At 33.1% G+C, this 12,662-nt stretch carries 10 protein-coding genes and 1 pseudogene; 9 read left to right on the plus strand and 2 right to left on the minus strand.

What is annotated here, in order from left to right; all coding sequences use genetic code 11:
* The 7 genes and pseudogenes from BGO27_02695 (at position 1) to BGO27_02725 (ending at position 8,882) form a co-directional block, all read left to right on the plus strand.
* Positions 1-2,806: pseudogene (locus BGO27_02695) on the plus strand (hypothetical protein).
* 147 nt (positions 2,807-2,953) lie between these two features.
* A complete protein-coding gene (locus BGO27_02700) occupies positions 2,954-3,244 on the plus strand; it encodes a 50S ribosomal protein L28 (GenBank protein ID OJV13117.1) in 291 nt (96 codons plus the stop codon).
* 27 nt (positions 3,245-3,271) lie between these two features.
* On the plus strand, positions 3,272-5,197 hold the full coding sequence (locus BGO27_02705) for a 1-deoxy-D-xylulose-5-phosphate synthase (protein OJV13118.1): 1,926 nt from the start codon (positions 3,272-3,274) through the stop codon (positions 5,195-5,197).
* 420 nt (positions 5,198-5,617) lie between these two features.
* Positions 5,618-6,304, plus strand: a complete 687-nt coding sequence (locus tag BGO27_02710) for a cyclase (protein OJV13119.1) — start codon at positions 5,618-5,620, stop codon at positions 6,302-6,304.
* A 146-nt stretch (positions 6,305-6,450) separates the two neighbouring features.
* Positions 6,451-7,377, plus strand: coding sequence for a hypothetical protein (locus BGO27_02715; GenBank protein ID OJV13120.1), 927 nt, complete (start codon positions 6,451-6,453; stop codon positions 7,375-7,377).
* Positions 7,361-7,828: a hypothetical protein gene (locus BGO27_02720; protein ID OJV13121.1), complete on the plus strand. Its 468-nt coding sequence runs from the start codon at positions 7,361-7,363 to the stop codon at positions 7,826-7,828. The genes BGO27_02715 and BGO27_02720 overlap by 17 nt, the downstream gene beginning before the upstream one ends.
* A gap of 13 nt (positions 7,829-7,841) precedes the next feature.
* Positions 7,842-8,882, plus strand: a complete 1,041-nt coding sequence (locus tag BGO27_02725) for a hypothetical protein (GenBank protein OJV13122.1) — start codon at positions 7,842-7,844, stop codon at positions 8,880-8,882.
* Between the two features lie 130 nt (positions 8,883-9,012).
* Here BGO27_02725 and BGO27_02730 read toward each other — a convergent pair whose 3' ends face one another.
* Positions 9,013-10,041 (minus strand): hypothetical protein, encoded by a 1,029-nt coding sequence (locus BGO27_02730; protein ID OJV13123.1) that lies wholly within the window; start codon positions 10,039-10,041, stop codon positions 9,013-9,015.
* A 29-nt stretch (positions 10,042-10,070) separates the two neighbouring features.
* Positions 10,071-10,502: a type II 3-dehydroquinate dehydratase gene (locus tag BGO27_02735; protein OJV13124.1), complete on the minus strand. Its 432-nt coding sequence runs from the start codon at positions 10,500-10,502 to the stop codon at positions 10,071-10,073.
* A gap of 130 nt (positions 10,503-10,632) precedes the next feature.
* Here BGO27_02735 and BGO27_02740 point away from each other — a divergent pair, with 130 nt between their 5' ends.
* On the plus strand, positions 10,633-11,985 hold the full coding sequence (locus tag BGO27_02740; protein ID OJV13125.1) for a hypothetical protein: 1,353 nt from the start codon (positions 10,633-10,635) through the stop codon (positions 11,983-11,985).
* Positions 11,978-12,631, plus strand: a complete 654-nt coding sequence (locus BGO27_02745) for a hypothetical protein (GenBank protein OJV13126.1) — start codon at positions 11,978-11,980, stop codon at positions 12,629-12,631. The genes BGO27_02740 and BGO27_02745 overlap by 8 nt, the downstream gene beginning before the upstream one ends.
* The last annotated feature ends 31 nt before the right edge of the window (positions 12,632-12,662 follow it).

Below are 12,662 nucleotides of genomic sequence, written 5' to 3' on the forward strand. Positions count from 1 at the left end.
AGTATTGCCATCTGTTTGGAATTCTATTAGGACTGAAGCTGGTTTAACGGCACTTACAAATATTATTGCACACCCTAATTTACGTGAAAAATTGGACTGGAATGCAATTGGTTTTGATGCCAATATTATTGATCATTATGCAGCCGAGAATTTTATTGCAAATGAAGCAGATATTATAAGCAATAGTTTAACTGAAAATGCGGTTAAAGATGCAGTTATCCTGTATAAAAAATCAAAAGGTCTAAATAAAATAAGTGATCTGAATGACCAGGATATTGAAAAGCTTACAAATCTAATCTCAGATGTTTGCAGAAATTTTGCAAAGCCTCAGTTAGAATATATTGTTGGTAATGATGAGGCAGCTAAGCAAATCTCTAATATATTTGTACACTATTCAGATAAATTTAGCATTGCTTTTGATAAGTTAGGTTTAACTGATGCAGCTTCATTTAAAGCAGCTTTTGAAGCAAATCCTGAATTTGTGAAAAAGCCTTTAAAAGTATTAGCGCAGCTTGCAAGTAATGTTTATAACAGAGTTGAATCTGATTTAAATACACCTGAAAAGATTGATAATTATAAAAAGGCTTTAGACTTTATTATAAAAACATATGCTGAATATCAGGGTGCAAGTGCAAACAACGCTGGATATAGTTTTGATGTTAGCAGCTTAACGCCAGAAAGAATAGCAGCGCTGTATAAAGTTGTGCCAGTACTATGGTCAGCACTGACTACACAAGGAAATGCTCAGCTATTGTCTACGCTGCTTACAGATCCGGTTATTACATCGTCAATAAACTGGGATTCTATTGGTTTTGATCCAAGAATTGTTGATAATGATATTTTAACAAGCTTTATTAATAGGCAAGCTGATATACTGCAAAATATTATTACCGAGGATCAGTTAAAAAAAGCGCTTGATATCTTTAAAAATTCTCAGGGTCTTGGCAATATTGAAGTCCTTGGACAAAATGATATTAATATTGCGACCGAAGTTATAGGGAAGTTACTAAATTCCTCTATTAGAGCAGAAATAAACTACGTACAAGATAACGATCGTTTGATAACCCAGCTTGCCGATATATTTGTCCATTATGCTGATAAATTCGGAATTAATTTTGCAAACTACAATTTTAGAGATGTAGCAGATCTTAGAGCTAAGTATGCGGCAAATAAAGACATTATTAAAACCCCACTTAACAATTTTATTAAGATGTTTGATAATTTCTATGCAAATTTTGAACAGGTTGTTGCTAAGGATGCTGAATCTAAGTCTAAATTTGATAGATTTGTAGGATTTATTGTAAAAAATAAGGGTCTCAAGTTTGGTGACTGGACTCAGGATTACTCGGATACGTTATCTGACATTATAGCTAATATTGCTCCGGAAACTTTTGCAACTGATGTTGCCAGATTCTTTATGGATCCGAATGTATTAAACAGACTTCCGCTTAAATCACTTGGTATTGATCCAAGGAAAGTTACTGAACAAGATGTTAAAAACCTTGTAAATACTATTGTGCCAACAGCAAAAGCTATTGTTACACCTGATTTTATTACACAAATGGCAGGGTTACTTAATGAATATGATGCAGCAAAAGCATTACCAAATGCAAATTTACTGCCTGTTCAGCTAAAATTTGGTAAGTTACTTGTAGACAAGGTGCTTATAAATAACTCTAAGGAAGTTCCTCAGCTTATTGATAACTTATATAAAGTTATGGCTACTTCTAATAGTTTTGGTGCGGTACTTACATATTTCTTAAGCCCCGCTGCTGGTGAGTATGTTCTTCCAAAAACATCCTTCCAGTATTCGTTTGATTTAATTGCCGATCAAATAGAAACATATAAGCGCGACTTTTTTGTAAAAATAAATACCATGCGTGATAATGCTAAGGCTTCTATCAACAAAAAGTTAGGTGGAAACTTTATTACGCGTAATTTGTTTGCAAAGCCTATGAATTTCTTTGTTAAATTTAATGCAAAAATTGCTAAATCTATCATAAATATGGTTCCTAAGAGTGTAGATTTACGAAAAATTACAAGTGCATTTTCTCATTTTAACCAGAAGGAAATGGTATTTGTATATAAAAATCTTGGGTTAGTGGCAAATTCAGCGATTAACGTTGCAAACGCAGCTATGAAATATAATAGCAGAGGATCAATCTGGTCTAAGATTAAAGTAGTATTTGATGTTACATGGCAGATGACAAAGTTTAACTTTAGGCTATTTGTAATTACACCACTGAAATCAATTCCTTATGCATTTAAATTTATGCGCACCGCAATTGAAATTACTATGAACATAGTGATGTCGAGGCTTTTAAATGTAAAACCATTTAGGGCTATTTTCAAAAAGCTATATAAAGGCAGAATTAAGAAAATAGTTGAGGAAGTCAATAATCAGGCTCAAAACGGCTCTGTATCGTTTGCAGAGGTTCTATATAATGAAAACTCTAAATATTCGGTTATGTTCTTCTGGAACTGGGCGTTTAAATCGTATTTAGTAACAGCTAGTGTAGATGAGTTTACAAAAGAATTTGGTCTGGATAAAAACATTAACTTCAGAAACTGTCAGATCGATATGCTTTCTTACGTTGCTAAGTTAAAAGATAACCCTAATGGGGAAGCGCTTGAACTCAATTTTGATGGCTCAAGGATTGATGTTACTAAGCTTTCTGATCAAAAAATTACTGAACTTCTAAACATTGCAAAACAAAAAATGGATCCAGAATCGTTCAGAAGTTTTGAAGATAATGTTAATAAACAAAGGCAAATATATAAATCTAAAGATTCATTTCTTGGTTAAGTAATATTTCTAAAATTAACAATAATTTAGGCGTAAGTTTTATAAATTTATATATAAAATTTGCGCCTATTTACTTGACTAATTACTCGTTTGGGTATATAAAGCCATGTAATTGTTGAAAATTATAATATTTTGAAGGGCTAAATCATGGCAAGACGTTGCGATATTACAGGTAAAGGCGTACTAACAGGTAACCTTGTTTCTCACTCTAACCGTAAAACAAGAACAAGATTCTTACCAAACATTAAACGCTTAAGCTTTATTAGTGAAGCTACAGGTAAAACATATAGTTTAGCAGTTTGCATCAGCACGCTCAGAACAATTGAGTCTCATGGTGGCTTAGATGGTTTCCTTATGAAAACTTCAAGCGCAAAGCTTACTGAAGTTGCTAAAAAAATTAAAAAAGAGATTGTTTCTAAATTAGCAGAACAAGCTTAAGTTTATTATGTATCAAGGGTAGGGAACATGCAGTACAGTATCCTTGATAAAGTAAAATTTCCAAGTGATATCAGAAGTTTATCAATAGATGAGCTAAAGATATTGTCAAATGAACTAAGGCAAAAAACAATAGAAGTAGTATCTGAGACCGGTGGACATTTAGGCGCCGGTCTTGGTGTTATAGAGCTTACCATTGCTCTTCATTACGTATTTGACACCCCAAATGACCGAATTGTTTGGGACATTGGTCACCAAACTTACCCCCATAAAATTATTACAGGTCGGAAAGCAGAAATGCTAAGCTTACGCCAAAAAGGTGGTTTAAGCGGATTTACTAAGCGTAAAGAAAGTGAATATGACCATTTTGGGGCGGGGCATTCTTCTACATCAATTTCTGCGGCACTTGGTATGGCTGTTGCTCGTGATATCGAGCATAAGAAAAATCATGTGGTAGCAGTTATTGGTGATGGATCAATAAGTGCAGGTATGGCATATGAGGCTTTAAACAATGCTGGTTATAGTAATACCAAAATGCTTGTTATTCTGAATAATAACGACATGTCTATTGCAGCGCCTACTGGTGCTATGAGCAAGTATTTATCAAGAATTTCATCATCTAAGCCGTATTTATCAATCAGAAACGTTGCAAAACATGCTCTTGAATATTTGCCTGAAAGTGTTGAAAATTTTGCCAAAAAAACTGAGCAGTTTATAAAAAAACTAGGCGGCGAAAATGACATATTTGAAGACCTTGGATTTTATTCAATAGGTCCTATAGATGGGCATTCAGTTGAAACTTTAGTAAGTGTACTTACCAATATTCGTGATGATCATACTGTAACTTCACCTTTTTTGCTGCATATTGTCACAGAAAAAGGGAAGGGTTTTAACTCACCTGACTCTAACAAAGAAAAATACCATGCTGTTCAAAAATATTCGATTGATACTCTAGAGCAGACAAAAGTAACTTCTAATAAGCTAAGTTATACTAAGGTTTTTGCGGAAAGTATGATTAAGCTTGCCGAGACCGATGAAAAAGTTGTAGCAATTACAGCTGCTATGCCATCGGGTACGGGGCTTGATTCATTTGCTAAGCATTTTCCAAAGCGTATGTTTGATGTTGGTATCGCAGAGCAGCACGCAGTAACCTTTGCAGCAGGTCTTGCTTGTGAGGGTATTAAACCATTTTGTGCTTTATATTCAACTTTCCTTCAGCGCGGCTATGATCAGGTTATTCATGACGTAAGCATTCAGGATTTACCAGTAAAATTTGCTATAGACAGGGCAGGATTCGTGGGGGCAGATGGTCCAACCCATGCAGGAAGCTTTGATATGGCATTTTTAGGGGCGCTACCGAATATGGTGATTCTTTGTCCAAGTGATGGGAATATGCTTATTGATAGTGTATACACAGCCAATGAATATAACGAAGGCGCAATTGCTTTCAGATACCCACGTGGAAATACAGAGCTTGAGCATTTTGTGTGGGCGCCAAAGTACTTAGAGATTGGCAAGGGCAGATACATTAGAAAAGCAAGTGGTGACACTAAAATTGCCTTAGTAACAATAGGTACAATACTTGATGAGGCTGTGAAAGCTGCGAAATTTCTAGAGGATCAAGGACTTCAGGTAACTATCTTTGATGCAATATACGCAAAGCCAATTGATAAACTTGAAATTTTAGAAATTGCCAAAACCCATGATGTAATTATCACTATTGAAGAGGGTTCTATTGGTGGATTTGCATCTCAAGTAAGTAAATTACTTACTGACGAAGGGTGTTTAGATAACGGTAAACTTATTTTTAGAAGCCTTATGATGCCAGATGCATACATAGACCAGGCAACCCAAAGCGAAATGCTTAAAGAATCAGGTTTAGATAGTCAGTCTATTGCAGAATTTGTTGTTAATATTAATGAAAAAATCGCTAAATTGAATTTGCAAAAGGCATAATTAAATTTAAAATTTATTGCGAAAAACGCCAAAGTGTTTATTCGCTTAAAAATGGGTGTTAAGTAAAAAAATAATTCCCTGGATTATTTTTTTACTTCCCCCAGCACACCCATTTTTAATCTCATAACGCCACCACTTCAAAAATTATTTGCATTATTAAATCTATGATTTATATGTTTTAATATAATAAAAGGATAAAAAATAGCCAACCACCCCCGGGCGGCTATTTTTTCTTCAATTTACTTGGGGGATTAAATTGACATATAAATTACACCCCTCGCCATAAATGGCTCCCCCCCTGGGCGTAATTTATATGAACTTAATAATCTTTCTAATCTCATAATATGTCTACCTACATAATTTAATTTGCATTACTAAATATATGATTTATATGTTTTGATACAATATAGAGGTAACCTTATGCTAGACTTTCCTTTTGAAATTATAGATCTTACACATACTTTAATGCCTAATATTCCTACGTGGGACGTGTCATGTGGGTTTTATCATAATTTAAAGTATGATTATGATATGGAAGCTGAGTTTAAATTCAAAACCCACCAAATTAATATGCAGGAAGGAATAGGCACGCATATGGATAGCCCGGCTCATTGTTTTCCAGGAATGCAAACCATAGATCAGATTGATTTAAATGATTTGATAGCTCCTTGTTATGTAATAGATATTAGCAGCATAGCTAATAAAGATTATGCTTTAAGCGTAAGTGATATCAAAGACTTTGAAGCAAAATATGAGAGTATTAAGCCTAACAGTTTTGTGATGGTTTATACAGGATGGGATAAGTATTGGAATGATGCAGCTAAATATCGTAATAACCATGAATTTCCATCTATTTCAAAAGAAGCAGCAGAATATTTATTAAGCCTAAATATTAAAGGTATTGGTATTGATACATTATCACCTGACAATCCTAAAAATGGCTTTCCGGTGCATAATATAATGCTTGGTAATAATAAATACATTTTTGAGAATGTTGCAAATTTAAGCAGCATGCCGCAAGTCAGTAGTTATATTTTAGCAGCTCCCATGAAAATAGAAGGTGGTACAGAAGCGCCAATAAGGCTGATGGGGTTGGTAAGGAAGTAATATATGTATTTACCGGAAGGTAGAAAAAGCTATGGCCGGGGGGGAAATTTGCGTAGCAAATTTAGCCATAGCTTTTGACGCCTGCGGCGTAATTATTGTATATTACTTATGTACATTTTTTACATATAATTAGGAGAAAGCAAAAAATGTTAAAACAGATTTTAAAACCTAATGGAGAATATAATATTGGGATTTCTAAGCTTGATATTACAGATAATTTTAGAAATCGCTTAATACCCCTCCAAATTTATTTTCCTTTAAGTAAAGGCGAACATGTACCGTTTGATAAATTATATGAAACTAGAAGCGGCAATAAATTTCCACAGCTTGAAACGCAAGTTTTTGCAAAGCCTTGTGATATATCTGAAATGAGCGAATATTACCCTTTAGTGATTTTTAACCATGGTAATAATGGCTTAATGACAGACTATGCTATAATATTAGAGGAAATTGTTTCACATGGGTTTATTGTAATTACCATTCAGCATCAATTAGGATTAGATAAGGAGTTGCCAGAATATCATAGCGGTAGATCTATCTCAAAACATGCAAATGTTATTGATAACATACTTTGTGTTTTCGACTGGTTAAAAAATCATAATATTCTATCTAAACATTGTGATACTAGCAAAATTTGCCTTATCGGTCATTCTATGGGCGGTAATGCATTACTTATGCTTATGTCTAGAATATCAGGTCAGTTTAGAGAGGGAGGAGATGCAATGCTCTCTAATAGTACTTATGTAAAAGAGTGCGTTATTTTTCTTGATGGCGAATATGAAGTACCAACATCTTCAAATATACCTATATTATTTTGCTTATCAGAAGAAAGAAAACATTACCATGAACAAAGTGGTGTTTTAAAATTATTAAACAAATTAGGGTATAAATATATACATTATCCAGGCAGTAAGCATATTAGTTTTATGGATCATGCTTATGTTCACGCTGACAATAATTTGTACTTTAGTGGTGATTTTGACAAACGAACAGAATTTTATATAAATTTAAGACGAAATACATTAGACTTCATACATAAACATTTAGAGATAAATTATGAAAAAGCTAAGTAATCCTCTATATTTTGGTATAATGTGCCTTCTTCTGGGGATGGTTTCAGGGTATGTATCAGGAAGTGGGGATGAGTGGTATCAAAATCTTCAAAAACCAAGTTTTAATCCACCATCATATGTTTTTGCGCCAGTTTGGAGTATCTTATATATTATGATGGGTGTGGCACTTGGTTATTTATATAATAATAAGAAAAAGAACAAATTCCTCATAAAAATATTTAAAATCCAGCTTGTATTGAATTTAATCTGGTCTCCACTATTTTTCTATTTTCACAGAATTGATTTAGCACTAATCGATATTATTATGCTTTGGCTATTTTTGGCATTATTTATAGCTTTTTGTTTTAAAAAACGCGAAACTAAATCTGCATGGCTATGCGTTCCATATTTTTTATGGGTTAGCTTTGCAGTTAGTTTGAATTATAGTTTGTATAGGCTTAATATAAGTTAAGAGATTTAATTAAATGCTGCGACAAATAATTATCGTAATAATTTTCTTATTAATAAACCAAAAAACATATGCAATTCATGATGTAGATAATTATCTTAAAAATCATTTAAAGTCTGGCGTAGCACTTGTTGTAAATAATAATATACTTTACCACAAAGCCTTTGGATTTATAGATTGCAAACAAACTTTGCCAATGCAGTTAGACAGTAAATTTCCTATAGCATCCCTAAGTAAAAATTTTACTGCAGCTGCAATTTTAAAGCTTTCCGAAGAAAAACTGTTAAGTATTGACAATATAATATTGATTTATTTACCAGGCTTCAAAGCAGATTGGGCTGATAAAGTTAGTATCCATCAGCTACTTAATCATACTTCTGGTGTACCTAACTATTTAGAATCTAAGGATTTTGAGCTTTTTTATAAACAAGTTAGAAAGACTTATGAATGGTTAAAACTTATTGAAAATGAAAAATTAGAATTTGAACCGGGAACAAATTTTAAGTATAGCGGTTCGGGTTATAACTTGTTAAGTGCTATACTGGAAAAAGTGTCTGGTGTTTCTTATGGTAAATATCTTAGAGATAATTTTTTCATACCTTTAAAGCTTAATAATACTTTTTCTGCAGCTAATAAAATGCTGACTAGTTTGCAGCAGAATGATCAAAATATAGCTCAAGGATGTATTATACAGGATAATAAAATAGAGGAAGCTGGCGAAATAAATTTTAGTAGTCCTTTCGGTGAAGCTTCAATAATCTCAACTGCTATTGATTTATATAATTGGCAAAAGGCATTATATGTTGATAATAAAGTAATAAATCAAGATAACCTCAAAAAAATGCTTACAAATTATGGTAAAGGTAATGGATATGGCATTTTTATAAAACAAATTTTACAGCAAAAAATTTATTATCATCAGGGCAGAATTAATGGATTTGAGACATATATGCTATATTCACCAACAAACAAATTGCATATAATACTGTTAAGTAATAATCAGGGAATAAATATAAATAAAATTATAGAATTTCTTCTGAATTATAATTTCAAATAGTAGTTTATTCAAAGTTTATGAGGTTAAAAATGGGTGTGCGGGGGGAAATTATAAAACAATCCGGGGAATTGTTTTATAATTTAGCACCCATTTTTAAGTGAATAAACGCTTTGGCGTTTTTCACATAATTTTATGCCTCAGCGCCAGTTGTATACCTAAACGTATAAGGCAATTTCTTTTTAATCCTTGCGCCAATATATGCCATTGCCCATGCTTCTATAAAGTCACCGTCTATATTAAAGTCATCAGTGTTTATAACTCGAATGTCAGTATATTCAGCTATAAGCTCAAGCAGAAACTGATTTTTTCTGCCACCTCCGCCAACCATAATACATTTAGGCTTTTCAGGAAGTACCCTAATTCCTTTTGCTATGCCGCGCGCTGTAATTTCGGTAAAAGTCCTAACAGAATCAGAAGCTGGTAATTTTATAATATCATCATAATATTTAGCAAATGACTCACGGTCTAACGATTTCGGGTAGGTATTTTTTCTAAAAAACTCATCTGACAGGAACTTTTCAATAAGTGGCTCAATCGCTATGCCTTTTCTACCAACTTCGCCCATGTTATCATAATTGCGTCCAAAGAATTTACGCATCGCATCGTCAATATAAGCTCCGCCAGTTCCTACGTCAAAGGCAATAAGCTCATCTGTAGCATCAATATAGGAAATATTAGCAACCCCGCCAATGTTTAAATATACGCAAGGTAATTCAGTTTTTGCCATACCAGCCAAAGCCTTATGAAAAATCGGTACAATTGGCGCACCAAGACCACCCCTTGCCATGTCACTTCTGCGAACATCGCACATAACCTCAATTCCTAAGTTCTCACGGATTATATGAGGGTTGCAAAGCTGTGACGTAATACCACTTTGTGGCTCATGAAAAATAGTTTGTCCATGAATAACCGCAAAATCTATGTCGTTTTTATCAATATCATATTTATGTAAAAACTGTTTTATAGCGTTCAGGTAAATCTCTGATAGCTCTTTCTCTAAAAGCAATATATCTCGGAAACTTTGACTAGCTGCGGTTTTTAGCTTTGTACGCAGACTGTCAGAATATGGAACAAAAAATGTTTCGCAGAGTATTACATCATCTTCACCATCTGTTTTTAGTCTTGCAACATCTACACCATCAAATGAAGTGCCGCTCATTAGACCGATTATATCCAGCATAAGGTTTCTTACTCCGTAAGTTCAAGTGCGCTATTAAGCGCCATAATATAACCATATGCACCAAAGCCTGATATTACCCCGCTAGCAACCTTGGAAACATAAGAGTTATATCTAAAACTTTCGCGCTTATAAATATTTGACATATGAACTTCAATAACGGGGATAGTAAGTATCTCAAGTGCATCCATAATAGCAATAGAAGTATGCGAATATGCGGCTGCATTTATTATAACAGCATTAAAATTACGTGCTTCATGAATCCAGTCAATTATTTCACCTTCACTATTAGACTGTCTAAAGTCGATTGCCATATTGTTTTTATCGGCAAAGTCTTTACACTGCTCTTCAATATCAAATAGTGTGTCATAGCCGTAAATCTCTGGGTCACGCTGACCAAGTAAATTTAAATTGGGGCCATTAATTATCATTACTTTTTGCATATTTTGCCTTTCTTGAAAATATCTCTAAGATAATAAAATAAACTACATAATAAAAAATAAAAAGTCTTAACTTGCAAAATACCCAACATAAATGTAAAAATAGCCTGTTTTAGTTTTAAATAGATAGAAAATGACAGAATTTTTAGATAAGCATTTTGGTAAGATTTTTTTAAGCCTGCTAGTACTTAGGTATATTATTTTATATACCAATAACCTTAATTTATATGCTGATGAAGCTCAATATTATTACTGGTCACAGAATCTAGATTTTGGCTATTATTCTAAGCCTCCACTTATTAGTTTAATCATAGCGCTTTCAACCAAGATATTTGGAACTAATGAATTTGGCGTAAGGTTTTTTGCACCGCTTTTTCATGCACTAACAGCTTTGATCATGAAGCAGATTGCAGGTGAGTTTTATAGTAAAAAGCTCGCAAAAACTATAGCTATAGCCTATCTTGCAATCCCAGCCCTTGCTCTATCATCTATTATCATCTCAACAGATGTTTTGCTTCTTACATTTTGGTCTTTATCTATATATTTGTTCCTAAAAGTTATAAATAGTAGCCAAAAACTACCCGTCACTATTTTACTAGGAATAAGCCTTGGACTCGGAATGCTTAGTAAATACAATATGTTTTTGTTTTGGGTTGGTGGATTTGTATACTTAATTTACACTAAAAAACTTAAAGAAAATTTTTGGTACTGCGCTATTGCATCCTTTGCTGCCTTAATAATTTTCTCACCAAATTTTTACTGGAATTTTGCAAATGATTTTGTAAGTTTCAGGCATACAAAAGACATATCAAAACTTGATCATAGTTCGTTTAACATTCCTAAGCTTATAGAATTTTTAGCTGGGCAGTTTGCGCTAATAGGTCCAGTATTGTTATGCATCATAATTAAAAGTGCTCGTAAATATAAAGATCCACTATTTATGATATCAGCTGCGGGAATACTACCGTTTATAATTTTAAGTCTAACGTCTGGTGCAAATATCAACTGGGCGTCAGTTGCATATCCTGGGCTATTAGTTCTTGGTATTGCTAGCTATCAGGGCAGATTTTTAAATGCGGCAATATTAACAAACATTGTTTTATCATTTGTTGTTATAACACTTGCTCATGTGAATTTTACAAATTTTGACCCACTTTATAGAACTAAAGGGTGGGATCATTACGGCGATGTAATAACTGAAACCTATTATGAAAATAAAGCTGAAAATGTTTTAATTGATGAACGCAAGCTACTTTCATGGGCGCTTTACTATACCAAACTTCCAAATAGCGTTATATACAAAATTAGTGATTATAAGGATATTAAAGACCACTACGACTTAACCAAAAGATTTGAGGGTTATCATAATAATAGCTTGATTGTTACCAAAGATTGTAATAAAAATTATGGCAAACTTGTTAAGCGCTTTAAACCGCTTGAAAGTGTAAATAAATCACCAGATATTTGCCTGTATTTCTATGAATAAAATCAATATTGCTGTTATAACATGTTTATTAGTTTTAGCTTTTTTAACAGTTGTGCTAGATGATTTAGATATACTGGTATCGACATATTTTTATGGTAGTGGTAACTTTAGTTCTCACTTTATTCTTAAGGTTATTCATAAGCTGGTTCCTGTATTTATAACGTCATTGATTATAGGTTTGCTCATAACTTTGGCTTATAGTCATTTTAAAAAACAATATAAGTTAAGAAAACGAATTTTATATTTAATTTTATGCCTTGCCATAGGACCAGGTCTTATTGTAAACACTATTTTTAAAAATAACTTTGGCAGAGCAAGACCAAATCAGGTAGTTTATTTTGGCGGAGAGAAAAACCATTCCCAGCCATTTATTCTATCTAAAGAATGTTCCAAAAACTGCTCGTTTGTATCAGGTCATGCTGCAGCAGGGTTTTATACTACAGCTTTTGCTTATGTTATGAAAGGTGGCTTTAATCCTAAAATATATTTGGCGGGTCTTTTACTTGGGTTTATCACAGGAATTGCCAGAATCATCCAAGGTGGTCATTTCTTAAGCGATATATTATTTAGTGGAATATTTGTAATAACTGTAAACTATTTCTTATATAGAAGAATGTTTAGGGATAAAGAAGGCATATATAGTTAAGTATTTATAATTCTGGTATGCGTTATTTCCC

This window comes from Alphaproteobacteria bacterium 33-17, assembly GCA_001897445.1.
Taxonomy (GTDB): Bacteria; Pseudomonadota; Alphaproteobacteria; order Rickettsiales; family 33-17; genus 33-17.

Bases quoted from the DNA above. Each gene is read 5' to 3' on its own strand.
- BGO27_02740 (OJV13125.1), top strand. From the start codon at position 10,633: ATGACAGAATTTTTAGATAAGCATTTTGGTAAGATTTTTTTAAGCCTG.
- BGO27_02705 (OJV13118.1), top strand. From the start codon at position 3,272: ATGCAGTACAGTATCCTTGATAAAGTAAAATTTCCAAGTGATATCAGA.
- BGO27_02725 (OJV13122.1), top strand. From the start codon at position 7,842: ATGCTGCGACAAATAATTATCGTAATAATTTTCTTATTAATAAACCAA.
- BGO27_02700 (OJV13117.1), top strand. From the start codon at position 2,954: ATGGCAAGACGTTGCGATATTACAGGTAAAGGCGTACTAACAGGTAAC.
- BGO27_02730 (OJV13123.1), bottom strand. From the start codon at position 10,041: ATGAGCGGCACTTCATTTGATGGTGTAGATGTTGCAAGACTAAAAACA.
- BGO27_02720 (OJV13121.1), top strand. From the start codon at position 7,361: ATGAAAAAGCTAAGTAATCCTCTATATTTTGGTATAATGTGCCTTCTT.
- BGO27_02715 (OJV13120.1), top strand. From the start codon at position 6,451: ATGTTAAAACAGATTTTAAAACCTAATGGAGAATATAATATTGGGATT.
- BGO27_02735 (OJV13124.1), bottom strand. From the start codon at position 10,502: ATGCAAAAAGTAATGATAATTAATGGCCCCAATTTAAATTTACTTGGT.
- BGO27_02745 (OJV13126.1), top strand. From the start codon at position 11,978: ATGAATAAAATCAATATTGCTGTTATAACATGTTTATTAGTTTTAGCT.
- BGO27_02710 (OJV13119.1), top strand. From the start codon at position 5,618: ATGCTAGACTTTCCTTTTGAAATTATAGATCTTACACATACTTTAATG.